Annotated in this window: 19 protein-coding genes, 2 tRNA genes and 2 pseudogenes; 18 read left to right on the forward strand and 5 right to left on the reverse strand. The window is 72.6% G+C overall.

Features of this window, described 5'->3' with window-relative positions; genetic code table 11:
* Positions 1-343 precede the first annotated feature (343 nt).
* Complete coding sequence (locus tag ACH4S8_RS23825) at positions 344-1,225, reverse strand: bifunctional DNA primase/polymerase (protein ID WP_398397173.1); 882 nt, start codon at positions 1,223-1,225, stop codon at positions 344-346.
* A 382-nt stretch (positions 1,226-1,607) separates the two neighbouring features.
* Here ACH4S8_RS23825 and ACH4S8_RS23830 point away from each other — a divergent pair, with 382 nt between their 5' ends.
* The 8 genes from ACH4S8_RS23830 (at position 1,608) to ACH4S8_RS23865 (ending at position 9,861) form a co-directional block, all read left to right on the forward strand.
* Complete coding sequence (locus ACH4S8_RS23830) at positions 1,608-1,919, forward strand: hypothetical protein (RefSeq protein WP_398397176.1); 312 nt, start codon at positions 1,608-1,610, stop codon at positions 1,917-1,919.
* Between the two features lie 301 nt (positions 1,920-2,220).
* Positions 2,221-3,396 (forward strand): acyl-CoA dehydrogenase family protein, encoded by a 1,176-nt coding sequence (locus tag ACH4S8_RS23835; RefSeq protein ID WP_398397178.1) that lies wholly within the window; start codon positions 2,221-2,223, stop codon positions 3,394-3,396.
* A 122-nt stretch (positions 3,397-3,518) separates the two neighbouring features.
* Positions 3,519-4,526: a bifunctional MaoC family dehydratase N-terminal/OB-fold nucleic acid binding domain-containing protein gene (locus ACH4S8_RS23840; protein WP_398397181.1), complete on the forward strand. Its 1,008-nt coding sequence runs from the start codon at positions 3,519-3,521 to the stop codon at positions 4,524-4,526.
* Position 4,527: 1 nt separating this feature from the next.
* A complete protein-coding gene (locus ACH4S8_RS23845) occupies positions 4,528-5,556 on the forward strand; it encodes an acyl-CoA dehydrogenase family protein (protein WP_398397183.1) in 1,029 nt (342 codons plus the stop codon).
* Positions 5,553-6,035: a MaoC family dehydratase gene (locus tag ACH4S8_RS23850; protein ID WP_398397185.1), complete on the forward strand. Its 483-nt coding sequence runs from the start codon at positions 5,553-5,555 to the stop codon at positions 6,033-6,035. The genes ACH4S8_RS23845 and ACH4S8_RS23850 overlap by 4 nt, the downstream gene beginning before the upstream one ends.
* Entirely contained in the window at positions 6,032-7,198 is a 1,167-nt protein-coding gene (locus ACH4S8_RS23855; protein WP_398397187.1) for a lipid-transfer protein, read from the forward strand. Before ACH4S8_RS23850 ends, ACH4S8_RS23855 begins: the two co-directional genes overlap by 4 nt.
* A 314-nt stretch (positions 7,199-7,512) precedes the next feature.
* Positions 7,513-8,106 (forward strand): SigE family RNA polymerase sigma factor, encoded by a 594-nt coding sequence (locus ACH4S8_RS23860; protein ID WP_398397189.1) that lies wholly within the window; start codon positions 7,513-7,515, stop codon positions 8,104-8,106.
* A 78-nt stretch (positions 8,107-8,184) separates the two neighbouring features.
* On the forward strand, positions 8,185-9,861 hold the full coding sequence (locus ACH4S8_RS23865) for a long-chain fatty acid--CoA ligase (RefSeq protein WP_398397191.1): 1,677 nt from the start codon (positions 8,185-8,187) through the stop codon (positions 9,859-9,861).
* Between the two features lie 94 nt (positions 9,862-9,955).
* On the opposite strand, the gene ACH4S8_RS23870 is transcribed toward ACH4S8_RS23865, so the two are convergent.
* Together ACH4S8_RS23870 and ACH4S8_RS23875 are read right to left on the reverse strand one after the other, a co-directional pair.
* Positions 9,956-14,149: a PAS domain-containing protein gene (locus ACH4S8_RS23870; protein WP_398397193.1), complete on the reverse strand. Its 4,194-nt coding sequence runs from the start codon at positions 14,147-14,149 to the stop codon at positions 9,956-9,958.
* Between the two features lie 234 nt (positions 14,150-14,383).
* Positions 14,384-14,986, reverse strand: coding sequence for an SSI family serine proteinase inhibitor (locus ACH4S8_RS23875; protein ID WP_398397196.1), 603 nt, complete (start codon positions 14,984-14,986; stop codon positions 14,384-14,386).
* A gap of 157 nt (positions 14,987-15,143) precedes the next feature.
* Between ACH4S8_RS23875 and ACH4S8_RS23880 the strand changes: the two genes are divergently transcribed.
* The 3 genes from ACH4S8_RS23880 (at position 15,144) to ACH4S8_RS23890 (ending at position 16,369) form a co-directional block, all read left to right on the forward strand.
* Positions 15,144-15,234, forward strand: a tRNA-Ser gene (locus ACH4S8_RS23880).
* Positions 15,235-15,473: 239 nt separating this feature from the next.
* Positions 15,474-15,546 (forward strand) — tRNA-Arg (locus ACH4S8_RS23885).
* Positions 15,547-15,832: 286 nt separating this feature from the next.
* Positions 15,833-16,369 carry a signal protein gene (locus ACH4S8_RS23890; protein WP_398397198.1) on the forward strand — a complete coding sequence of 179 codons (537 nt, stop codon included), beginning with the start codon at positions 15,833-15,835 and terminating at the stop codon, positions 16,367-16,369.
* Positions 16,370-16,426: 57 nt separating this feature from the next.
* Here the strand turns inward: ACH4S8_RS23890 and ACH4S8_RS23895 are convergent.
* Positions 16,427-17,292 (reverse strand): annotated as a pseudogene (locus ACH4S8_RS23895) (site-specific integrase); the annotation flags it as partial.
* Position 17,293: 1 nt separating this feature from the next.
* Between ACH4S8_RS23895 and ACH4S8_RS23900 the strand changes: the two are divergent.
* Positions 17,294-17,626: pseudogene (locus ACH4S8_RS23900) on the forward strand (transposase); the annotation flags it as partial.
* Positions 17,627-17,773: 147 nt separating this feature from the next.
* On the opposite strand, the gene ACH4S8_RS23905 reads toward ACH4S8_RS23900, so the two are convergent.
* Complete coding sequence (locus tag ACH4S8_RS23905) at positions 17,774-19,267, reverse strand: helix-turn-helix domain-containing protein (protein ID WP_398397200.1); 1,494 nt, start codon at positions 19,265-19,267, stop codon at positions 17,774-17,776.
* A gap of 320 nt (positions 19,268-19,587) precedes the next feature.
* On the opposite strand from ACH4S8_RS23905, the gene ACH4S8_RS23910 reads away from it, so the two are divergent.
* The 6 genes from ACH4S8_RS23910 to ACH4S8_RS23935 all read left to right on the forward strand — a co-directional run bounded on the left by ACH4S8_RS23910 (position 19,588) and on the right by ACH4S8_RS23935 (position 25,044).
* Complete coding sequence (locus ACH4S8_RS23910) at positions 19,588-20,091, forward strand: hypothetical protein (RefSeq protein ID WP_398397202.1); 504 nt, start codon at positions 19,588-19,590, stop codon at positions 20,089-20,091.
* 128 nt (positions 20,092-20,219) lie between these two features.
* Complete coding sequence (locus tag ACH4S8_RS23915; protein ID WP_398397204.1) at positions 20,220-21,110, forward strand: DUF2797 domain-containing protein; 891 nt, start codon at positions 20,220-20,222, stop codon at positions 21,108-21,110.
* 150 nt (positions 21,111-21,260) lie between these two features.
* Positions 21,261-21,611, forward strand: a complete 351-nt coding sequence (locus tag ACH4S8_RS23920; RefSeq protein WP_398397206.1) for an antibiotic biosynthesis monooxygenase family protein — start codon at positions 21,261-21,263, stop codon at positions 21,609-21,611.
* On the forward strand, positions 21,598-22,593 hold the full coding sequence (locus ACH4S8_RS23925) for an amidohydrolase family protein (protein WP_398397208.1): 996 nt from the start codon (positions 21,598-21,600) through the stop codon (positions 22,591-22,593). Before ACH4S8_RS23920 ends, ACH4S8_RS23925 begins: the two co-directional genes overlap by 14 nt.
* A 109-nt stretch (positions 22,594-22,702) precedes the next feature.
* On the forward strand, positions 22,703-23,443 hold the full coding sequence (locus tag ACH4S8_RS23930; protein WP_398397210.1) for a response regulator transcription factor: 741 nt from the start codon (positions 22,703-22,705) through the stop codon (positions 23,441-23,443).
* Positions 23,440-25,044, forward strand: a complete 1,605-nt coding sequence (locus tag ACH4S8_RS23935) for a sensor histidine kinase (protein ID WP_398397213.1) — start codon at positions 23,440-23,442, stop codon at positions 25,042-25,044. The genes ACH4S8_RS23930 and ACH4S8_RS23935 overlap by 4 nt, the downstream gene beginning before the upstream one ends.
* Positions 25,045-25,047: the final 3 nt, after the last annotated feature.

Genomic DNA, 25,047 nt, shown 5'->3' on the forward strand with positions numbered 1-25,047 from the left:
ATGGGGCGGTTGGCCACATTCTGAACAATCAAGACGTTTGGTTCGGCGTAGACACGCACATACCGCCGATTCATGAGGGCCGGAAACACGTTCCGTGTCGCTGCTCTTTCCGGAAACGCCTTTGTCACCGGGTGCTTTCGCCGCTCGGGCCGTCACCGGGACGGGCTTCCGCGCGGCCATGGGCAGGTGGCTCCATACCCGGTCGTCAGGTCCTGACGCTCACCCGTACGTGTGATGAAACTTCACTGGTCGTCACCCCGTACGTGTGCATCGTCCCGTCGGCCCGTCATCGCCCGTCGCCCCGGTCCGCCCGCCGCCCGGCGGCGCGGGCGACGGCGTCGTCTCAGTGCCGCCGGTCCGAAGGGGGCGTCATCCGTGCCGCGGAGGCGATCGTCGAGCGGGCCTCTCGTTCGGTCAGGCCCGTGCGGACGGCGGCCTGGACGAGCGGGGTGATCAGCCGGGGGCCGATGCCGTTCTCGTAGGCGCGGCAGGCGGCCCAGAAGAGGCGGGTGTTGCGCTGGCCCTCGTGGGCGGCGAGGACGAACTGGACCAGTCCCTGCCCTTGGCGTTCGCTCGCGGAGGGCGCGGGGTGACGGGCACGGGCCGGGGGCGGAGGCAGGAGCAGCCGCAGGAGTTCGGGCGGGCAGGGCGCGGGGGCGAGCCGGGAGGTGCCGGGGGCCGTCCCGTACACGCCGTGTTCGGTGCGTGAGCCGGGGCCGACGAGGTAGCCGCCGGCGCCGCGGATGTCGATGCCGGGGGCGAGCCGGCTCGCCGAGTTGGGGACGACGACGTCCGGCGGCCCGCTCAGCCACAGATGGCGGCCGCCGCTGGGGGTCAGGACGACGACCGTGTCCGGGATCGTGAAGAGGTGGCGCAGGGCCAGTTCGCGCAGAGCGGCCGAGGAGTCGGTGTCGGACTTGGTGTCGAGGTCGACGCCGATGAGGTGGTGCGGGTGCAGCCCGCAGGCGATGCCGTAGCCGGTGGCCCAGGGGGCGGCGGCGAAGAGCTCGCGGATGCGCCGGGGCTCGGTCGAGGCGTCGTACACGCCGTGCCCGAAGCGGCCGCATTCGCCGTGGCACGGCCGGGGGTCGGGGTCGTCGCGGTGGGGGGATCGCAGGGCCGGGAGCTTCGTGCGGGACAGCGGGATCACCGCGAGTCCGCGCTCCGCTGCGGACAGGGCGTGCGCCAGGGCCAGTGTGGTGGCCCGCCGGTCGATGGTGGCCATGTCCCCATAATCGTACGGGTGTTCGAAAAAGGGAAGGGTTCCCCGTCTGTGTGGAGGGGCCGGGCGGGTGAGAAGCGGGACCGGTCGGAAACGTGCCGGAACGCTTCCGCTGTTGCGGTGCGCGGGTCGAGCGGTCGCCGAGGGTCTGAGCAGGGGCTTTGTGTGCATGAAGGTGGTTTATCGACATGTCCTCACGCTTGAGGGGGAATTGCGTCTTCCGGTGCGGTTCGCCGGGGGCGCGGTGGGCAACTCTGGACTCGCGACGTCGTGGACAACGCCGAGGCGGTCGGCCGGCCGCCCCGGAACAAGCCGTAAACAAACCGTATTTCGCGTGCATCCCGGTTCATCGCCGGCGCGTGCGCCCGGTTCTGGAGGAACTCACATGGCAAGCGTCCGTACCGCCCGCGTCCTCGCCGCCGTCGCGGCCCTGCCCCTGACCGCCGCCCTCCTCTCCGGGGTCGCGGCGGCCGACAACGGCTCCATCGCGGACACCGGATCGAACGCGGGAGTGGCGACCGCCGGCGGCAGCGGGGTCGGCCGCGACAACAGCGGCAACTCCTCCACCACCCAACAACAGGCGGTCGGCACCGGAGCGTCGAACCGGAGCAACACCGCCCAGGTGAACGGCTCCGCGTTCACGGTCCTCGACCAGGGCGACTCGAACGTCTTCGTCAACTTCGCCAGGCTCTGGTGAGCCGGGGGCCGGCGGACTCCTGCCGGCCGGGGGGTTTCCGGGCGGGGTGGTGATCCGGGGCGGGGGGCTCCGGGGGCGGGGGCTTCACGACGTCTGCGCGACGGTGCTTCGGTGCCGTCGCGCAGACGTGTTCCCGGGGCGCCGCGGGAGCGCCCGGCCCGGCGGCGCGCGGGCGACCCGGGGCGGCGCGGGGAGGTGTACGGGACGGTGTGCGGGGCGGTGTCCATGACCTTGACAGGGCACAGTATCTGACGGACAGTCAGAAAACCTTGTTCGTACGAGGTCCGGGAGGGCCGCCGCCGTGCACCTCGCCCCCACCGAGCGCCAGCAGCGGCTGCGCGCCGAACTGCGCACGTACTTCCGGGAGCTGATGCCGGACGGGCCGCCGCCCGCCGCCGACTCCGCCCGGCAGCGGGCGCTGCTGCGCCGCATCGGCGCCGACGGACTGCTCGGCCTCGGCTGGCCGGTCGCGTACGGCGGACAGGGGCGCGGGGCGGACGAGCAGTTCGTCTTCTTCGACGAGGCCTACCGGGCCGGCGCTCCCGTCTCGATGGTCACGCTGAACACCGTCGGACCGACCCTCATGAAGTACGGCAGCGAGGAGCAGAAGGAGTACTTCCTGCCGCGCATCCTGAAGGGCGAACTCGTCTTCGCCATCGGGTACTCGGAGCCGTCGGCCGGCACGGACCTGGCCTCTCTGCGCACCCGCGCCGTCCGGGAGACCGGCGCCGGGGGAGCGCTCTGGCGGATCGACGGGCAGAAGATCTTCACGTCCAACGCCCAGAACGCCGACTGGATCTGGCTCGCCTGCCGGACCGACCCGGACGCGCCCAGGCACCGGGGCATCTCGATCCTGCTCGTCCCCACCGGGGCCCCCGGCTTCTCGTGGACCCCGGTCGAGACCGTGGGCGGTCAGATCACCACGGCGACCTACTACGACGGTATCCACGTCCCGGCCTCGAACCTGGTCGGCGAGGAGAACGCCGGCTGGGGGCTCGTCACCAGCCAGCTCAACCACGAGCGGGTGGCCCTCGCCGCGATCGGCATGCAGGCCGAGGACTTCTACACGGCCGCCCTGGAGGCGGCCCGTACACCTGATCCGGTGACCGGGCGGTGCCGGGCGGACGAGCCGTGGGTGCGTTCCCGGCTCGCCGAGGTGCACGCCCGGCTGGCGGCGTCCCGCCTGCTCAGCTGGCGTCTGGTGGGGGACGTGGGGGCCGGCGGACCGGCACCGGGGGACGCGAGCGGCGTGAAGTTCACGGGAACCGAGTCCGCGGTCGCGGTGTACCGGATGTGCCAGCACGTCGTGGGACCGGAGGCGCTGGTCCGCTCCGGTTCGCCGGGGGCTTTCGCGGGCGGCGAACTGGAGCGGATGAACAGGGCGGCGCAGATCAACACGTTCGGGGGCGGGGTGAGCGAGGTGCAACGGGAGATCGTCGCGACGATGCGGCTCGGCATGAGGAGGGGGCGGCGGTGAACGGCCGGGGAGGGAGCGCGGGTCCCGGGGCGGATGACGGCGCCGTGCCCGGGGGGCGTGCCGTTCCAGGCGCTGCGGTGCGGGGTGGGACCGTGCCCGGCGGAGCGGTCGGGGGCGCGTCCGTGACCGACGGCACGGTGGGCGACGGGGACGGTCTGGCGGAGCGTCTGAAGGAGTACGAGGGGCGCCCGGCCACCGCCGGGGGTGTCGGCAGGGACCCGGTCAACGCGCCGATGATCCGGCACTGGTGCGAGGCCATGGGCGACACCAACCCGGCGTACCGGGGGCCGGACGCGGTGGCCCCGCCCACCATGCTCCAGGCGTGGACGATGAGCGGTCTCTCCGGGCACGACGGCCGCCCCGGCCGCTCCGGGACCTACGACGAGCTGTTCGCCCTGCTCGACGGTGCCGGATACACCTCGGTGGTCGCCACCGACTGCGAACAGGAGTACCTGCGTCCGCTGCGCCCCGGTGACGAGATCACCTTCGACTCGATGATCGAGTCCGTGTCCGGGCGCAAGACGACCAAGCTCGGCACCGGGTACTTCGTCACCACGCGGATGGACATCCGGGCGGGCGGCGAACTCGCCGGGACGCACCGGTTCCGCATCCTCAAGTACGCCCCGGCGCACCGGAGTCCGAAGACCGCCGAGGTGCCCCGGGGCTCGTCGGGCACCGCGCGGACCGAGAACGCCGGGGCGGGGAGCGGGCGTCCGCGTCCGGTGATCAACCGGGACAACGCGGGGTTCTGGGAGGGGGTCGAGCGGCACCGGCTGCTGATCCAGCGCTGCACGGACTGCGGGGCGCTGAGGTTCCCGTGGCTGCCGGGGTGCGGCGCGTGCGGCTGCCCGGACTGGGACACCGTCGCGTCGGGCGGCGAGGGGACCGTGTACTCGTACGTCGTCATGCACCATCCGCCGTTCCCGGCCTTCGACCCTCCCTACGCCGTCGCCCTGATCGAGCTCGCCGAGGGCGTGCGGATCGTGAGCAACGTGGTGGGCGTCCCGTACGACGAGGTGCGGATCGGGATGCCGGTGCGGCTCGCGTTCCAGCGGTACGACGAGGGGCTGGTGCTGCCGGTCTTCCGCGCCGCGGAGCGGGCCGGCGCCCGCTCGGGCGAGGGGGGCTGACATGGACTTCACGCCCACCGAGGAGCAGCGGGCCGCCGCGGAGCTGGCCGCGCGGATCTTCGGCGACCTCTCCACCCACGAGCGGCTCACCGCGGCCGGGACCGGCAGCGACACCGGACTGTGGAAGGAACTGTGCGCCGCGGGGCTGGTGGCCGCGGTCGCGGACACCGGGCTCCTCGGCCTCGTCCTGCTGCTGGAGGAACAGGGGCGTACGACGGCGCAGGTGCCGTTCGCCGCGAGCTGCGTGTACGGACTGCTCGCGCTGACGGCACACGGTTCGCCGGAGCAGCGCGAGCGGCTGCTGCCGGGGATCGCCGACGGGACGGTGGTGGTGACCGGCGCGCCGGCGGACTCGGGCGTCCGGTCCGCTTCCGGGAGGCTGACCGGTGTCCTGCCCGCCGTACCGTGGCTGCGCGACGCCACCCATGTGCTCGTCGCCGACGACCGGCGCCGGCTCCGGCTGGTCCGCACGGCGGAGGCGGCGGCGAGCGAGCCGGTCGAGCTGACGGCGCCCTGGTCGGCGGGGCGGCTGACGCTGGACGGGACTCCGGGCGAGGCGGTGGGCGCCGCGGGGGCGTACGACGACATGCTGGCGACGGCCCGTACCGCCTTCGCCGGACTCCAGGCCGGGGTGTGCGCGGGGTCGCTGGCACGGGCGGTGGAGCACACGAACACGCGCGAACAGTTCGGGCAGCCGCTCGCGGTCCGACAGGGCGTCCAACTGCGCGCCGCCGACGCGTACATGGACACCGAGGCGATACGGGTGACGGCGTACGAGGCGGCGTGGCGGCGCGACGCGGGGCTGCCGTACGCGGCGCACGCCCTGACGGCGGCCTGGTGGGCGTCCGAGGCCGGTCAGCGTGTGGTGCACACCGGCCAGCACCTGCACGGCGGGGCGGGCGCCGACCTCGCACACCCCGTGCACCGGCACTTCCTGTGGGGCCGCCAGCTGGACGCGTATCTGGGCTGCGGAGGCGAACTGCTGCAGGAGCTCGGGGAATTGATCGCGAACGGGGAGGCGGGGACATGAAGGCGGGCGAGGCGCTGCCACCACTGGAGATCGAGATCACCCGCACGCTGATCGTGGCCGGGGCGATCGCGTCACGGGACTACCAGGACGTGCACCACGACACGGACCTGGCGCGGGCGAAGGGATCACCGGACATCTTCATGAACATCCTGACGACCAACGGTCTGGTCGGACGGTACGTGACCGACCACTTCGGTCCGGCCGCCGTGCTGCGCAGGGTGGCGATACGACTGGGAGCCCCCAACCATCCTGGAGACACCATGGTGTTGACCGGCTCCGTGGAGGAGGTCGACGGCGACACGGCGACGGTGCGCATCCTCGGCGCCAACGGCATAGGCCGGCACGTGACGGGCACGGTGACGGTGACGGTCCCGGCCCCGGAATCGGCGGCCGTCGTTCCCCCCGGCCCTCCGTCCGCCAACCCTCCGTCCGCCAACCCTCCGTCCGCCGACACCCCGTCCGAGGGCGGTGCCGCATGAGCGTGCGCGGGCGGGACGGGCTCGGCGGGCGGGCGGCGATCGTCGGCATCGGGGCCACCGAGTTCTCCAAGAACTCGGGGCGCAGTGAGCTGCGGCTCGCGGTGGAGGCGGTGCGGGCCGCACTCGACGACGCCGGGCTGACGCCCGGTGACGTGGACGGGCTGGTGACGTTCACGATGGACACCAGCCCGGAGATCACCGTCGCGCAGGCGGCCGGGATGGGGGAACTGTCGTTCTTCTCGCGCGTCCACTACGGCGGCGGGGCGGCGTGCGCGACCGTCCAGCAGGCGGCCCTCGCCGTCGCCACCGGCGTGGCCGAGGTCGTGGTCTGCTACCGGGCGTTCAACGAGCGGTCGGGCCGCAGGTTCGGCTCGGGCGTACAGCGGCGGGAGCCGTCGGCGGAGGGCGCGGCGCTGGGCTGGGCCCTGCCGTTCGGGCTGCTCACCCCTGCCTCCTGGGTGGCGATGGCGGCCCGGCGGTATCTGCACACCCACGGACTGACGCCCGAGGCGTTCGGCCATGTCGCGGTGGTGGACCGGAAGTACGCGGCGACGAACCCGGCCGCCTACTTCCACGGCCGACCGATCACGCTCGCCGAGCACGCGGCCTCGCGGTGGATCGTGGAGCCGCTGCGGCTGCTGGACTGCTGCCAGGAGACCGACGGCGGCCAGGCGCTGGTGGTCACCTCCGTGGAACGGGCCCGCGATCTGCCGCGCCCCCCGGCGGTGGTCACGGCCGCCGCCCAGGGCGCGGGCCGGGCGCAGGAGCAGATGACCAGCTTCTACCGGGACGACCTGACCGGGCTTCCGGAGATGGGTGTGGTGGCCCGGCAGCTGTGGCGGACGTCGGGGACCGGCCCGGCGGACATCGACGTGGGGATCCTGTACGACCACTTCACACCGTTCGTGCTGATGCAGCTGGAGGAGTTCGGCTTCTGCAAGCCGGGGGAGGCCGCGGACTTCGTCGCCGAGGAGAGGCTGCCCCTGAACACGCACGGGGGGCAGCTCGGGGAGGCGTACCTGCACGGGATGAACGGGATCGCGGAGGGCGTACGACAGCTGCGGGGCACGTCCGTCAACCAGATACCGGGCGCCTCCCGTGTTCTGGTGACCGCGGGAACCGGGGTTCCCACATCGGGCCTGATCCTCGGGACCGACGCCTGAGACCGCCGCCACCACGAATCACCCGCAGTCGGCCGTGCACGGGAGGGGCCGTGCCGGTACATCGATGCCCGTCGCCACCGACGGTCACACCTCACCCAACAGCGACGGGCTGATGCACCGGCACGGCCCCGACCCACCCACCGGACGGGAACCGCGCCCGGCGGCCGTGTCTCAGGGGTGAACCCTCAGACGACGCGACCCGCGTGTCCACCTTCAGGAGGTGGGGCAGGCCCCCGTTCTCCGACCTGAGGCGGACACGGCTTCGGGACCTGCGGCCGATCCGCCGGACGAGGGGGCGAACCTAGCGTGGAGCCATGACCACACTCGTCTGCACGAGCGCCTCGGACGCCGCCACAGGGGCGGCACGGACCCTGTCGTACCCGTCGTTCTCGTCGTACGTGAAGGCGCGGCAGCCGGTGCTGCTGCGGACCGCCCGGTCGCTCACCGCGAACCCGAGCGACGCGGAGGACCTGCTGCAGACGGCGCTGACGAAGACGTACGTCGCCTGGGACCGGATCGAGGACCACCGGGCGCTGGACGGCTATGTGCGACGCGCCCTGCTGAACACGCGGACCTCGCAGTGGCGCAAGCGCAAGGTCGACGAGTTCGTCTGCGAGGAACTGCCGGAGCCGGAGGGGCTGCCCGCCCCCGACCCCGCCGAGCAGCAGGCGCTGCACGACGCGATGTGGCGGGCGATCACGAAGCTGCCGGCGCGGCAGCGGGCGATGGTGGTGCTGCGCTACTACGAGGACCTGAGCGAGGCCCAGACGGCGGAGGTCCTCGGGGTCTCCGTGGGCACGGTCAAGTCGGCGGTCTCCCGTGCGCTGGGCAAACTGCGCGAGGACCCCGAGCTGACACCCGTCCGCCGGGACGGGGTCCGGCCGGCCGCCGAGTGTGCCCTGAGCTGATCGATCATTCCGTGGTCTAGTGACATACCGAGCGGTATGTGCGCAGAATCAGCGCAACCCATTACTACCGCGTAGGCAATGTCGCCCCGGGAGGACGCCGTGCTGAGCACGATGCAGGACGTACCGCTGACTGTGACCCGCATTCTGGAGCACGGGGCGCTGGTGCACGGAGGGTCGCAGATCACGACCTGGACGGGCGAGGCCGAGCCGCACCGCCGCAGCTTCCGCGAGGCCGGCGCGCGCGCGAACCAGCTGGCCCACGCCCTGCGCGACGACCTCGGGGTGACGGGCGACGAGCGCGTCGCGACCCTGATGTGGAACAACGCCGAGCACGTCGAGGCGTACTTCGCGATCCCCTCCATGGGCGCCGTGCTGCACACCCTGAACCTCCGCCTCCCGGCCGAGCAGCTCGTCTTCATCGTCAACCACGCCGCCGACCGCGTGGTCATCGCCAACGGTTCGCTGCTCCCGCTGCTCGCACCGCTCCTCCCCCAGCTGCCGACGCTGGAGCACGTCGTGGTCTCGGGCCCCGGCGACCGTTCGCTGCTCGGCGGGGCGGGCGTGCGGGTGCACGACTACGAGGAGCTCATCGCCGGGAAGCCGACGGTCTTCGACTGGCCGGAGATCGACGAGCGGCAGGCCGCGGCCATGTGCTACACCTCCGGGACCACCGGGGACCCCAAGGGCGTCGTGTACTCCCACCGTTCGATCTACCTGCACTCCATGCAGGTGAACATGGCCCAGTCCATGGGCCTCACGGACCGGGACACGACCCTCGTCGTGGTGCCGCAGTTCCACGTCAACGCCTGGGGCCTGCCCCACGCGACCTTCATGTCGGGCATCAACATGCTGATGCCCGACCGCTTCCTCCAGCCCGCTCCGCTCGCCGAGATGATCGAGTCCGAGCGGCCGACGCACGCCGCCGCCGTCCCGACCATCTGGCAGGGACTGCTCGCCGAACTGACCGCCAAGCCCCGTGACGTCTCCTCCCTCACCCAGGTGACGATAGGCGGCTCGGCCTGCCCGCCCTCGCTCATGGCCGCCTTCGACGACCTGGGCATGCACGTCTGTCACGCCTGGGGCATGACCGAGACCTCCCCGCTCGGCACCATCGCCCGCCCGCCGGCCCACGCGGTGGGCACGGACGAGGAGTTCGCCTACCGCCTCACCCAGGGCCGCTTCCCGGCGGGCGTCGAGGCCCGCCTCACCGGCCCCGGCGGCGAGCGGCTCCCGTGGGACGGCGAGTCCGCCGGTGAGCTGGAGGTCCGCGGCCCGTGGATCGCCGGTGCCTACTACGGCGGCAGCGACGGGGAACCGCTGCGCCCCGCCGACAAGTTCAGCGAGGACGGCTGGCTCAAGACCGGTGACGTCGGCACGATCAGCCCCGACGGCTTCCTGACCCTCACCGACCGTGCCAAGGACGTCATCAAGTCGGGCGGCGAGTGGATCTCCTCGGTCGACCTGGAGAACGCCCTCATGTCCCACCCGGACGTGACCGAGGCCGCGGTCGTGGCCGTCCCCGACGAGAAGTGGGGCGAGCGCCCGCTGGCCACCGTCGTCCTGAAGGAAGGCTCCACCGCCGACTTCGCGTCGCTGCGCGCCTTCCTCGCCGACGAGGGCAGGATCGCCAAGTGGCAGCTTCCCGAGCGCTGGTCGATCGTCGAGGCCGTCCCGAAGACGAGCGTCGGCAAGTTCGACAAGAAGGTCATCCGCAAGCAGTACGCGGAGGGCGGCCTGGACGTGACCGAGCTCTGACGCGTTCCGCCGCGCGCACATCACACGCGAGCCGGGAGGGGCGTCCCTCCCGGCTCGCGTGCTGCGTGCTTCTCACAAACGTACGGGCACGGCCCTAGTTGGTGCCGATGCGGGCCAGGAGGTCGACGATCCGCTCCTGGACCTCGTCGCTCGTGGACCGTTCGGCGAGGAACAGCACCGACTCCCCCGCGGCCAGCCGCGGCAGTTCGGCCGTGTCCACGGCGGCGGTGTAGACGACGAGCGGCGTGCGGTTCAACTGCCCGTTCGCACGCAGCCAGTCGACGATCCCGGCCTGTCGGCGCCGTACCTGCAGCAGGTCCATCACCACGAGGTTCGGACGCATCTGCGCGGCCAGGGTGACCGCGTCCTCGTCCGTCGAGGCGCGCGCGACCTGCATCCCGCGCCGCTCCAGCGTCGCCGTCAGCGCCAGCGCGATCTCCGCGTGCTCCTCGATGAGCAGCACGCGCGGCGGGTGCTGCTCGGAGTCGCGCGGTGCGAGCGCCTTCAGGAGCACGGCGGGGTCGGCGCCGTACGCCGCCTCGCGCGTCGCCTGTCCGAGCCCGGCCGTCACCAGGACGGGAATCTCGGCCGCGACGGCCGCCTGGCGCAGCGACTGCAGCGCGGTGCGGGTGATCGGACCGGTCAGCGGGTCGACGAACAGCGCGGCGGGGAACGCGGCGATCTGCGCGTCGACCTCCTCGCGCGAGTTCACGATGACCGGCCGGTAGCCGCGGTCGCTCAGCGCCTGCTGGGTACCGGCGTCGGGCGCCGGCCACACGAGCAGCCGCCGCGGGTTGTCCAGCGGCTCCGGGGGCAGTTCGTCGTCCACGGGCCGCGGCTGCGGCTGGTCGGCGATCTCGACCGCACCGCCGGGACCGTCGAGCGGTTCGGGACCCTCGGCGGCGTTCTCGTCCGGCGCTCCTATGGCGTAGGACCGTCCGGCGCCCTCGGTGGTGCCGGGCCGCCGGGGTCCGGCACCCGGCTGGGCACCCCCCGGAAGGGCGCGCGCGGCCGTCTCCGGGCGATCGGCGGCGGGCTCCGGCGGAGTGCCGAGCTTGCGGCGCCTGCCCCCGCCGTTCGTCGCGTTCGGGGGAGGAGTCGGGGCCTGGACGCCGCCGCCCGGCTGCGCCGCCGCGACCTGGCGGGCGAACGGGACGCCCTGTCCGAGCGTGCGCACGCTTATGGCACGGCCCTGCGTCGAGTTGGGGTCGGCCGGGGCGGACGCGGGCGTCGCCTCGGCGGGCAGCGGCTGGGCGACCCGCGCGGCCGGGCGCTCCGGTGGCAGCGGGGCGGGAGCCGCCTGGGCGGCCGGGAGCGCGGGCTGCGCACCGGCGCCGGTGGTGTTCGCGTCGGGCCACGGCTGGGCCGCCGGAACGGGCACGGCATCCGGCTGCGCGCCTGCGGCAGGCAGTCCGGGGGGAACCGGCTGACCGGCGGCGGCAGCGGCCGGGACGACCTGCGCGGGAAGTCCCTGCGCGGGAACCGTCTGCCCGAGAGCGGGCACCGCCTGAGCGGGCACTCCCTGAGCGGGCACTCCCTGCGCGGGCACCGGCCGACCGGGAATGCCCGGCGCCGGGAGCGCCTGTCCGAGTGCCCCGGCCGCCGCGGGAACCGGTTCCGCGACCTGGCGGGCGCGTCGGCGGCCCGTCGGGGCGGCGACAGGGTGCGGCTGCGGCGGGGTGTGGTCGTCGTCGGGGTCGTGCCGCATCGCGTCGTGGCGGCCGTCGGGCTGCTGGGCCAGCGCGACCTGGGCCTGCACCTGCTGGGCCTGCACCTGGGCCTGCACCTGGTCCTGTGCCGCCTGGGCCACCTGCGCCCGCGCGGCCTGGACCTCGGCCGCGTGGGCCTCGGCGGCCTGTTCCTGCGCGGCCTGCGCCTGCGCCTCGGCCTGGACATACTCCGGAGAGCGGTCCGCCTCCGCCGGCGGCAGCGCGAACACCGTACGGGAGCCCGTGTCCTGCTCGGCGGCACGCTCGGCCGCCGCGGCCAGCGCACGGCGCCGCCGCCCGGCCGGCCGGCCCGCCTCGTCGGTGTCGTCGTCCTCGTCGGAACCCTGGTCCGGCGCCGGCGCGACGGGCGCCGCGGGCAGCGCGTTCTGCTCACCGTCGCGGCGCGCGCGCCGTCCGGTGGGCACCGGGACCGGCATCCCCTGCGGAGGCACCGTGCCGCCCAGCCCGGATCCCACGGCCGCGGTTTCCGCCCCGTGCTCGCCCGCCATCACGACCGAGCCCTCGGAGACCCCGCCGGCCGTGCCCTGGGCCGGGGCGTCGCCCGTGCCCTCGGCGGGGCTGGGCCGGCCACGGCGTCGTCCGGTGCCGCCGGATCCGTCCTCGGCGCCCTCGCCCTGCTGTTCCTGCGCGGGAACCGCCGGCTCGCCCGCCGCCTGCTCCTCGACGGCACGCCGGCGGCGGCGCCCCGTGGGAGCGGTCGCGCCCGCCGCCTCCAGGGCCTGCGGACCCGACTCCCCGGACTCCTCGCCCTCCAGGAAGGCGTCCGTGGAGGACCGCCGGGCCCGGCGCCGGCCACCGCTCTGCTGCGGGGCCTGCTGCAGGGCCTGTCGCGGGTCCTGCCCGGCAAGGGCGATCTCGGCGCCGACGGGCGCCACGGCGTCGAGCGGAACCGCGCCCGCCCCGCCGCCGATGGGCACCTCCAGGACGTACGCGCTGCCGCTCATCCCCGGCACCTCGTGCGTCTGGAGCACACCGCCGTGCGCGCGCACGATCCCGCGCACGATCGGCTCGTGCACCGGGTCTCCCCCGGCGTACGGCCCGCGCACCTCGATGCGGACGACCTCGCCGCGCTGCGCCGCCGCCACGACGACCGTGTTGTCCATGTAACCGCCCGCCGACACCGGCGCGTTGCCGGTCGCGTCGACTCCGGCGACGTCCGCGACGAGGTGGGCGAGGGCGCGCGCGAGGCGCTGCGGATCGACCTCGGCCTCGATGGGCGGTGCGTGCACGGCGAACTGGACGCGTCCGGGCCCGATCAGTTCGATGGCGCCCTCGACACCGGCCGCGACCACGGCGTCCAGCATCACGTTCGTACGGAAGATCGTGTCGATGCCCGCGTCCAGGCGCTGGTAGCCGAGGACGTTGTCGACGAGCGTCGTGATGCGCGAGTAGCCGGCCGCGAGGTGGTGCAGGACCTGGTTGGCCTCGGGCCACAGCTGCCCCGCGTCGTCGGCGGCGAGCTTGGCGAGTTCGCCGCGCAGCTGGTCGAGGGGTCCGCGCAGGGAGTGGCCGAGGACGGCGAGCAGCTGCTCGTGCCGGGCGGCCAGCGCCTCGTAGCGGTCCTTCTCGCGCTCGCCGAGCGCCGCGTACCGCTCCTCGCCGGCGGCGAGATCCTCCTCGTGCCCCTCGGTCAGCTCGGTGAGCTCGGCGGTGTGCCGCTCGCGCAGCTTCTCCAGCTCGGCGGTGTGCTCCTCGCCGAGCCGTTCCAGTTCCTCGGCGTGCCGGGTGGCGGCGGCTTCCTTCTCCTCGACCAGGGTGTCGTACGGCCGCCGGTCGGTGAAGGTCATGACGGCACCGACGAGCTGGTCCCCGTCGCGCACCGGAGAGGTCGTCAGGTCGACCGGCACCTTGTCCCCGGACTTCGACCACAGCACCTGCCCGCGCACCCGGTGCTTGCGCCCGGAGCGCAGGGTGTCGGCGAGCGGCGACTCCGAGTAGGGGAAGGGCTCGCCGTCCGCCCGCGAGTGCAGGATCAGGGTGTGCAGTTCCCTGCCGCCGAGATCGCTGGCCCGGTATCCGAGGATCTGGGCGGCGGCGGGGTTGACCAGGACGACCCGCCCGTCGGTGTCCGTGCCGACGACGCCCTCGGCCGCCGCGCGCAGGATCATCTCGGTCTGGCGCTGCGAACGCGCGAGCTCGGCCTCGGTGTCGACGGTGCCCGAGAGGTCGCGCACGACGAGCATGAGCAGCTCGTCGGGGGTGGGGCCGTGGTTGTCGTAGGCCTGCTGGCCGCTCTCCAGATTCGCGCTGGTGACCTCGACCGGGAACTCCGAGCCGTCGGTCCGCCGCGCGATCATCCGGGTCGGCTTGGTCCGCCCGCGCTCGTCGGTGCTGTCGGGGCGCCGCATGGAGCCGGGGATCAGCCGGGAGTCGAACTCGGGAAGCAGATCGAGCAGCCCGCGGCCCACCAGGGCCGTGCCCGGGGTCTCGAAGGCCTCCAGGGCGATCGTGTTGGCGTTGACGACGGTCCCGTTGGCGTTGACCAGGACCAGCGCATCGGGCAGCGCGTCCAGTATGGCTGCGAGGCGAGCAGCGCCTCGGGATGGCCTGCTGCTCACGAGACGCTTCCTCCCTGTTACCGCACCTTGCCGACCGCGGAGGCCATCTTGCCAACCGGCCCGCGGCGTGTCACGCGAGGGAGTCTACGGGCAGAGGTTGCGCTCGCGATGCCGGATGAGAGGGAGGTCGCACACATATGAGACGCAGAACCGGCGGAGAACCTGTGACCACGCATTTCACCGAGCGGAACCGTGAGATCACCGTGACTTCGCCGTGTCCTCGCGGCTTCCGCGCTAGGAACGGGCGCCCGGCAGAACGGGCACCAGGGCGTTCCAGCGCGAGATCTCGCACCCGTTCGAGCGGTCGTAGCGGGCGTCGACGGGGCGCCCCGCCCAGGTTCCCGTGACATGAGCGGTGGCCGGACCCCCGTAGACCATCGTGCACAGGGCGTCCGGCGGCACCGGGGCGAAGGTGTCCTTGCCCCAGGTGGTCATCCGCTCCAGCCGGTCGCAGGCATCCGCCGCGTGCGGATGGGTGCCGCCCGCGGGGTGGCAGTCCAGCTCGAACGTCCCGTCCGCGTCGCCGCCCACGCCGTGGACGGTCACGGTCAGCCGGTCGGCGGAGTCCTCCGGCCGGGCCGGCGGGGGCATGAGGGCCGGCAGGGCGAGGCCGTACGAGGTGCCGGCGGTTCGCGCCGCGGTCGTCGGCGGCCCGGCGCGGAACGGGGACGACGGTCCGGTGAACGCGGTGAGCGCGGTGGCGGGCCCGGAGAGGGACGCGACGGGCACGGGGGGCATCCCGGGGGCACGGGTGACGGCGCCGGCGGTGGCGCCGGGCGTCCAGGAGAGGACGGCGGTGGCTGACACGGCGGCGGTGAGGAGCAGTCGGCGCAACATGTCCTGCCTAACGCGGAACGACCCACCCGGTTGCGTGCCCGTGGAGGCTTTGCGGTGCGGCGCATCCGCCTAGTACCGTGGGGGGCGATTGGTGACACGGCGCTCGACTGTGTCATCATCTGCACGCACCACTCGCGCTCGCGTGAGGGGTTGTGCGGGAGGCGTCGCCTAGTCCGGTCTATGGCGCCGCACTGCTAATGCGGTTTGGGACTTCAATCCCATCGAGGGTTCAAATCCCTCCGCCTCCGCGCGAAGACCCGAAACCCCGGTCCACTGGACCGGGGTTTCGGCGTTCCGGGAGTCCGCGAGGACCACCGACCACATGCGCCCCCAGCGACCCCGCGAGCGCCCTGAAGGACGTTTTCCCAGGTCACAAGGGGTGAGGGGAATGGATTTCACATGGCGGCGGCAGTCATGTAATGTTCTTCCTGTCGCCGCGAGCGGGGCAAAAGCCCGGGGAGCGAAGACAGAAGCAAAAACAGAACAAGCACTCGTAGCTTAACGGATAGAGCATCTGACTACGGATCAGAAGGTTGCAGGTTCGAATCCTGCCGAGTGCACACAGGTGAGAGGCCCGGACGAAAGTCCGGGCCTCTTGCGTTGTGTGGGCGTACAGCAGCGAAGTACAGCAACGGGCTTGAAGCAGAGGAGTCCCACCCCGTAGGTAGGGTGTCCGCTCATGTCGCGCTGGCTGTAGGGCCGAGGCGGCGGGGGCGTGCGGTCGGGAGGGGCCATATGAGGTTCAGAGTTGGGACAGCGGGACTGACCGCTGTAGTACTGGCGGCCCTGGCCGGGTGTGGGACACAGGCAGCCGGAGGCTCGGACGACACGGTAGGACCGGCGTCGGTGACCACTGCCCCGGCGGCGGAGAAGACGAACCTTCCTTCCGCAGAACTGCAGGGCCGATGGTGGACGTGGGCAGCCACGGAACCCGAGGCGAGCAACCCTGTCGCTGACACGGACGGGAGCGCGTGCGGCCGCAATCAACCGAAGGACGTGTGGTTCCTGGCCGGCTCCTTCGGCGGCCAGGTCAAGCGAGCGTGCGAGGTGCCCAACGGTCGTCCGATCGCAGTGCCTGTGATCAATCTTGTCGGAGACGACCAGGACTGTGCGGCCTTCATGGAAGGCGCGCAAGGAACTGTGGTGCTCGACGGCAAGCCGGTGGAACCGGATACCTATGCAGGTGACTCGATCACGGTGGAAGGTACTCAAGGCAACCCGGTCACCCAGCAGGGAGGGCGCTTCACGGCTACGGGGTGCGGCCTTTGGGCGCAGCTGCCCTCCCTGGCTCCCGGAGCACATTCGCTGAAGATCCGTGGACGGTCGGGCGACTTCTCCATCGGCGTGGACTACGCGTTGACTGTTTCCGCCTCATCGAACTAGAGGAGAAGACCCTGGGGTAGTCCCCGAGGTCTTCCGCACGCCGACGCTGTGGACGGCTCAGCCGACGCCGCCCATCACGTCGGACAGCTTGCCGATCACGGCGCACACCTCTTCCTCGCTCGCTTCCGCGTAGACCTCCATCGTCATGGCGATCTGCGAGTGTCGCAGGATGCGCTGCGCCACCTTCGGGTGGACCTTGAGGGCGACCAGGAGCGAGCTGCACGTGTGCCTGGTGTTCCGCAGCGGGATCGCACGGAGGCCGGCGCGGCGGACGCGCAGGGCGAACATCCGAGTCAGGTTGCCCGGCTCGATCGGGGTTCCGTACTTCGTGGTGAAGATCAGGCCGTGGCTGTCCTGCCAGAGATCCCGGGCAACCGCCCGGTCGCCGGTCTGCTGGGCGCGACGCATCCGCAGCGCCTTGAGACAGAGCGCAGGCAGCGGCAGGAAGTCGTCGGAGTCCTCCGTCTTGGTCTCGCGGTGCAGGATCTGCCGACCGGCCCGCTGGATCTGGTGATCCACGTACAGCTCACCCCGCTCGAGGTCGACGGACTTCCAGGTCAGCCCGAGCACCTCACCGCGGCGCAGAGCGAGGCACAGCACGAGCACCCAGACCGCGAAGAGGTGGTCGTCACGGGCAGCCGCATCAGCGAGGAACCGGCCCGCCTCGGCAACGGACCACGGTTTGATCCGACGACGTCGAGGCTGGGCACCTTCACCAGTGAGGCGACGTTCTTGGTGATCTCCTCCTCGGTGACCGCGTGAGTGAGCGCGGCACGCAGGGCGTCGCGAGACCCCTGGACGATCCGCCGGGACGGGCAGGCCTCGCAGCAGTCGCCGACCGCGCAGCACCTCCGGTGGTTGGGTTCCCGCTTGGCGTCCTTCCCCTGGGCGCAGCACTGGCAGACGGTCACCAGCTTGGTCAGCGTCAACGCATTGGACATGGCCCTCCGCAACCGGCGCCCCGAACCGGGCGGGATCGTTCACGCCGATCACGGAACCCAGTTCACCTCCTGGGTCTTCGGGGAGCGGATCCGCTCCGCCGGCCTCTTGCTGTCGTTCGGCACCGTCAGGGACGGCCTGGACAACGCGATGACGGAGTCGTTCCGGTCCTCGATGCAGATCGAGCTGCTCAACCGCAAACGGTGGAGGACCCGGGTCGAGTTGGCGAACGCGATCTTCGAGTACATCGAGATCTTCCACAACCGACAGCGGCGCCACTCGGTACTGGGCTACCGCACCCCGATCGAGTACGAACTACTCTCCGAACAAGACACATCCCCGCCGCCAGTCAGCCACCGCAACTGGAACCCAAACCGTGGGGCAGGTCAACGCGTGGCTTCGGTTCGTCCGACAAGTCCAGGGCCGGCGGGCCGTCGGTCGACGCCCCGCGCGTCCGGGGTGAGCTCAGTTTCGCGGGGACTCCGGGACCCACTGCCGGGGCGAGTCGGCGTACCGGTAGAGCGGCAGCCCGGTGATACCGGTGGTGCGGAAGGGGCGGCCGTGGTCGTCGATCCGGATGGTGCCGGTGCTGCCCTGTGAGGACCAGTCGAGGTCGAGGTACCACTCGCACGCGCACGTCTTGGTCCGCGCGTCCACCATCAGGACCTCCGGGTCCTCCACGGAGACCCGGTACGGGAAGCGCCGCGCCGGCAGGATCGTGTCGCCCCTGCTTCCGGGCACGGCCCGGGCGACGGGGGTGCGCTTGTCGAGACTCACGGCGAAGGACCTGGGCGTGATGCCCCCGCCGCAGCCCGGGGACGTGTCGTAGACGAAGGCTCCGCTGTCCGGGGGCGCGGCGCGGCGCACGACCCGGACGTGCAGGGCCTCCAGGACGACGGCCGCCGAGGTGCGCCCCTGTACCGACACCCGCACGATCGTCTCCCCGCCGTGCACCGCGTCCTGGGCGTTCGCCCACACCTCGGCGTCCTCGGCGGACGGCGGCGGCGGGACCTGCCGCGGGGGTCTGCCGATGACGTAGTCGTGGCCGCAGTCCCCTTCCCATACGTGGGAGTTCACGGCCCAGGTGAACGGTGCGGCCGGGGCGGACGGGCGTGCCGGTGTGCCGGTGGGCGAGGCCGACGGGCCGTGGTGCGGTGAGGCCGCGCCGCCGGGCGAGTCCTGGGTGAGGGCGTCCGGGAACCCCGGGAGCGCCGAGAGCCCCGCGGCGGTCAGGAGGAACACGGTGCCCAGTACGGAGGACACGACGGCCGGACGTCGCCGGTACCAGGCACGGGAGGGCCGCCCGCCGACGGTCGCGGGCGCCGCTCCCGACGCGGTCCCGGCCTCCGGTGTGCGGGGCGCGTCCGGGGTGGTGTGCGCGGGCGCCGTGTCCGGCGCGGGTGTCGCGGCCGGGGTGTCCGGCAGGGTCGGTGCGTCCGGCGGGGCCGGTTCGGCCGCCGCGTCCCGCGAAGGTGTCGTGTCAGGAGCGGGCGTCGCGTCCGGCGCGGGTGCCGTGAGGGAGGTGGGCGGCGTCGGGGAAGCGGGTGTCGCGAGGGGCGCGGGGGTGGTTCCCGGCTCAGGAGTTCTGCCCTGCCCCTCCGTGCCGCGTTCCTCCGTGCCGTCTGCCGGGACGGCCGGTTCGCCCGCGGCCGCCGGAGGCCGCGGCGTGCCGCCCGGCCGCCGTCCGGTCCCGGCCGGGCGGGACCGGCGCCGCTCCGCGACCGCCAGGATCCACAGGCGGTGCAACTCCACGCGCTCGCGCGGCGAGGCCCCGCACAGCGCGGCGAACCGCTCCACCACGCCGAAGTCCAGCGGCACGGCCTCGCCCGCGCAATAGCGGTGCAGCGTGGAGGCGTTCATGTCCAGGCGCCGGGCGAGAGCCGCGTAGCTGCGATCCGTGCGGGTCTTGAGGTGCGCCAGCAGCTCCGCGAACCTCGTCACGTCGTCGGCCACGGCCATGGCCCGTGCCCACCTCCGCTCGTATCCGTCCGTCCCGTCCCGGAACGGCATCCCAGGCAGTCCACGTCTTTGCACGTCAACTGCCCTGGGACGGTTCCACCGTTGCGGATCGGACGGCAGTGATTGCCGCCGCGCCCAGGCGCCGCCGATGCTCTTGGTGTCGCCCTCCAGCGGTACGGCCCCACAGGCCGGCTTGTTCAGGGGAGCGGCATCCACATCACCGACTCGTCCAGGGGACATCCCTGCCCGGACGCACCCTCGACGGGGTGTCCGGCGGGCCCGTGCGACGACGTCCACCGACCAGGAACGAGGGACACACCATGCACGGCAACACTTCCGGACGCCGCAGCCTCCGCCGTATCGCGGCCGTCGCCGCCGGTCTCACGCTGGGCCTCGGGCTCGGCGTCTCGGCGCACGCCTCCCAGACCGCCGCGCCGCACCGCGCTCCGCTGGCGGCCACCGCCCAGGCGCGGACCGTGAGCGGCAAGACGGGCGACGCGCTGACCGGCATCGCCGACTTCTACGGCGCCTACATCGACGCCCAGAACGGCTCCGACCCCAACCCCAAGCTGATGAAGGACCTGCGCGCCCACTACCTGGACTCCGCGCTCAGCAAGAAGCTGGCGGCCTGGGAGCGCACGAACCACGCGGACGGCGTCCTGCGTGCCCAGAACATCCCCGCCCGGTGGACGGTGACCGAGAAGAGCAAGGGCGACTCCACCGAGGCCGTCGTCACCCTGAGCTGGAGCATGGGGGGCACCGTCAAGCTCTCGGTCGTCATGACCCCCGACCACCACATCGTCAGCATCACCCCCGCCAAGTAGCCGTTGGGCCGGCCCGCTCGCCGGACACACGGCGGCAGGACCGGCCCCGCCGCCTGCCACGCCCCTGCGTCCCGTGGACGTTCCCGCCGGCCAGGGTGCTTGTCGGTGGGGTCCTCTACTGTCGTTGTGTGCGGCGGGCGTGGACGTGTTCGGGGGTGCGGTGGTCGGGGGACGGGGCCGTGCTCGTGTGGGGTGGCGGGCGGACGAGTCCGCTGGTTCCTGGGCGGCGGGTCGCGTTCGGTGTCGTGGACGGGGGTGTGCGGACCTGCGTGGGGGCGCGGGGGAACGCGTGTCCCGTCCGGGCCGTCGTGTCGTCGCGCGGTACGGGGGCGCGGTGCGAGGAGTGCGCGCGGCTGGACCGGGCGCACTCCGTGGCCGCTGACACGCTCGCCGATGATCCGCGGCCGTACCGCGTGTACCTCGCGTGGTTCGGGCCCGGCCTGGTCAAGGTGGGGATCACCCGGGTCGAGCGGGGTTCCGTCCGGCTCCTGGAGCAGGGCGCCGTCACCTTCAGCTGGCTGGGGCAGGGGCCGCTGATGGCGGCGCGCCGGGCCGAGGAGCTGTTGCGGGCCGCGCTCGGGGTGCCGGACCGGATTCCGTACGCCGACAAGCGGGCGGTGCGGGCGGCGCTGCCGGGGGCCGGGGAGCGCCTCGCCGAGATCCGGGAGCTGCACGAGCGTGCCGCGGATCTCGACGGCTGGCCGGAGTCGCTCGGGCGTGCACCCTTCGAGCCCGTCGATCACACGGACGTCTTCGGACTCGCCGGGCTCTCGCCCGCGTGGGGGGTCGTGCGCGAACTGGCCGCGGGCGGCTCCGTCGACGGCGAGCTGCGTGGTGCCGCGGGTCCCGATCTCCATCTCCTCACCGGGCGTGGAGTGGTCGTTCTCGACACCCGGCTGATGACGGGATGGGAGCTGACCGGGGCCGGGGCCGCGGACGTGGCCGGGGGTTCTGGAATCACCTTTCCCGTCCGGGAGGCGCCCCCGGCGGACGCCGGTGTCCAGGACGGCCTCTTCTGAAGGAGGACGGTCTCTTCTGGGGGAAGAGGGAGAGGGGACGGGGGACGCAGGGGTCGGCCGGGGCCGGAATGGTCAAGACTTCGATCCCTTTCGGATCCCGTTCGGAAAGGTGCTGGACGACGGGGGACGCCCGGAACGAGAGTGTCGGACATGAGCGATCACTCCGACGTACCTGTCGCAGCCCACGAACCCCCCTACTACGCCGCCGTGTTCACCTCCGTGCGCACGGACGAGGACGCCGGATACGCAGAGGCGGCCGAGCGGATGGAAGAGCTGGTGAAGCGGATCCCGGGCTATCTGGGGATGGACCACGCGCGGACGCCGGGCGGACTGGCCATCACCGTCGGATACTTCCGGGACGAGGACGCCATCAAGGAGTGGAGTGCGCATGCCGAGCACCGGGCGGCACAGCGGCGCGGCCGGGCCGAGTGGTACGAGCGGTACACCCTGCACATCGCCAGGGTCGAGCGGAGCCACGGGTTCGAGCATGCCGGGGACTGAGCGGGAAGGCGGCGCGGACGCGGCCCCCGAGGTGGTCCCCGGGGAGACGGTCGGCGGCGGCGCGCGGCAGGAGGCGGGCCCTCGTCCGCTCGCCCGGGAGGCGCGGGAGGAGGCGCGGGAGGTGCGGGCCTTCTGGGAGGGGCTCGGGCTGCCCGGACTCGTCGACGTCCACACGCACTTCATGCCCGAGCGGGTGCTGCGCAAGGTGTGGGACTACTTCGACGGACTCGGCGAGCTCACCGGCGGCATCGAGTGGCCGATCGCCTACCGCGCCGCCGAGGACGAACGGCTGGCACTGATCCGGGAGTTCGGGGTACGCGCTTTCACGGCGATGCTCTACCCGCACAAGGCCGGCATGGCCGAGTGGCTCAACTCCTGGGCCGTCGGCTTCGCCCGCCGGACCCCGGACTGCCTGCACACCTCGACCCTGTTCCCCGAGAAGGGAGTCGAGCGGTACGTGCGCGAGGCGGTGGAGGCGGGCACGCGCGTCTTCAAGGCGCACGTACAGGTGGGGGCTTACGACCCGGGGGACGAACTCCTCGACCCGGCATGGGGGTTGATCGCCGAGGCGGGAACCCCCGTGGTGATCCACTGCGGATCGGGGCCCTCGCCCGGCAAGCACACCGGCCCGGGCCCGGTCGCGGCCGTCCTGCGCCGGCATCCCCGGCTGCGCCTGGTCTTCGCGCACATGGGGATGCCCGAGTACGAGGAGTTCCTCGGCCTCGCCGAGCGGTACGACGAGGTACGGCTCGACACGACCATGGCGTTCACCGACTTCAGCGAGCGGCTCGCGCCGTTCCCGCCGGAACTGCTGCCCCGCCTCGCGGACCTCGGGGACCGGGTGCTCCTCGGCACGGACTTCCCGAACATCCCGTACCCGTACGTCCACCAGTTGCGCGCGCTGGAACGGCTCGGGCTGGGGGACGACTGGCTGCGAGCGGTCTGCTTCGACAACGGCGCCCGCCTCTTCGGCCTCGGCTGACGCCGGAAAGCGCTACCCAGCAGTTTCCTGAGAAGCTCCTGTGCGTTTCTCAGGAAAATCACAGGCTGCCGAAAGGATGCTCTCAGCGGTGCCTACCAAGGTGTCCGCTATGACCACGACCTCGCCCCAGGGGCGCACCGAACTGCTGAGGCCGGACGGGAGCCCCGTCCGAGTGCTGGTGGTGGACGACGAACTGTCGATCACCGAGCTGCTGTCCATGGCCCTTCGCTACGAGGGCTGGCAGATCCGCAGCGCGGGTGACGGGACGGGTGCGGTGCAGACCGCGCGCGAGTTCCGGCCCGACGCCGTGGTGCTCGACATGATGCTGCCGGACATGGACGGGCTGACGGTGCTCGGCCGGCTCCGCCGGGAGCAGCCCGACGTGCCGGTGCTGTTCCTGACCGCGAAGGACGCGGTCGAGGACCGGATCGCGGGTCTCACCGCCGGTGGCGACGACTACGTCACCAAGCCGTTCAGCCTGGAGGAGGTCGTGGCCCGGCTGCGCGGCCTGATCCGGCGTTCCGGCGCGGCCGACCGTCGGTCCGACTCCGTGCTCGTCGTCGGGGATCTCACCCTGGACGAGGACAGCCACGAGGTGTCGCGCGGCGGGGACAACATCCACCTCACCGCGACCGAGTTCGAGCTGCTGCGCTTCCTGATGCGCAATCCGCGCCGGGTGCTGAGCAAGGCGCAGATACTCGACCGTGTGTGGTCGTACGACTTCGGCGGCCAGGCCAATGTGGTGGAGCTCTACATCTCGTATCTGCGCCGCAAGATCGACGCCGGACGCGAACCGATGATCCACACCCGGCGCGGCGCCGGTTACCTGATCAAGCCCGCGACGTCATGAGCGGACGACGACGGCCGCGGGCACAGAGGAGGCGGGGGCGACAGCCGCGCACCCTTCGGACGCGGCTCGTCGTCGGGTCCGTCGTGCTGATCGCCGTCGTGTGCGCGGTGATCGGCACCGTGACCACGATCGCGCTGCGCACCCACCTGTACAAGCAGCTGGACGGCAACGTCGCCGAGGCGGCGATGCGCGCGGCGGGCCCGACGGGGCCCCCTGCGGGCGGCCCCACCGACGGCGGAGCCGTGCACCCCCCGGGCGACGACGTCATCGGCAAGGACCCCCTGGAGTTCGTGCTCCGTGGGCAGGCCATGGGTGCCATCGGCGCGACCGTGACGAACGGCAAGGCCACCAAGGGCATAGTCAGCGTGGGGAAGAAGGACTCCAACGGGGTCAAGCAGCCCACCGCGCTGCAGCTCGGCAAGAGCCAGCTCGCCGCCCTCGCCTCCGTGGAGAAGGACGGATACCCCCACACGGTGGAGATCCCCGGCCGGGGCGAGTACCGCGTGCAGTACAAGGAGGGCCGGAACGGCGCCTTCTACGTGGCGCTCCCGACCGACGACGTCACCAACACCCTCACCACGCTGATCTACGTCGAGCTCAGTGTCACCGGCGCGGGTCTCGCGGCGGCCTCCCTCGCGGGCGCGGCCATCGTGACCATCGCCCTGCGCCCCCTGCGCAGGGTCGCCGCCACCGCCACCCGGGTCTCCGAACTCCCGCTGCACACCGGCGAGGTCACCCTCTACGAGCGGGTACCGGAGTCGGAGGCCGATCCGCACACCGAGGTCGGGCAGGTCGGGGCGGCCCTCAACCGGATGCTCGACCACATCCACGGAGCGCTGCACGCGCGGCAGCAGAGCGAGATGCGCGTACGGCAGTTCGTCGCCGACGCCAGTCATGAGCTGCGCACCCCGCTGGCGTCCATCCGCGGGTACGCCGAGCTGACCAGACGCGGCCGTGAGGAGACCGGGCCCGACACCCGGCACGCGCTCGGACGGATCGAGTCCGAGGCCGGCCGGATGACGCTGCTCGTGGAGGATCTGCTGCTGCTGGCGCGCCTCGACGCGGGGCGGCCGCTGCAGTACGAGCAGACCGACCTCGTCCCCCTGGTGATCGACGCCGTGAGCGACGCGCGGGCGGCCGGGCGGGACCACAACTGGCGGCTCGAACTGCCCGAGGAGCCCGCGCTGGTGTCGGCGGACGCCGCACGCCTGCAGCAGGTCATGGTCAACCTCTTCGCCAACGCCCGCACGCACACCCCGCCGGGGACGACCGTCACCGCACGGGTGCACCGGCACGGGCCGTGGCTGTGCGTGGACGTCCAGGACGACGGGCCCGGTATTCCGCCCGACCTGCTGCCCCGTGTCTTCGAACGGTTCGCGCGCGGCGACTCCTCGCGCTCGCGTTCCTCCGGATCGACGGGCCTCGGGCTCGCCATCGTGCAGGCCGTCGCGGCCGCGCACGGGGGCGCCGTGACCGTGGACAGCGGCCCCGGCAGGACGGTGTTCACCCTGCATCTGCCCGCGCTCGTCCTCGAAACGTCATGGCAACAGCACTCACAGGTACAGCACAGTGCCAGCACATGGGTGCAACAGCGGGCTTGACGA

The sequence above is a fragment of the Streptomyces sp. NPDC021080 genome (genome assembly GCF_044333225.1).
Taxonomy (GTDB): domain Bacteria; phylum Actinomycetota; class Actinomycetes; order Streptomycetales; family Streptomycetaceae; genus Streptomyces.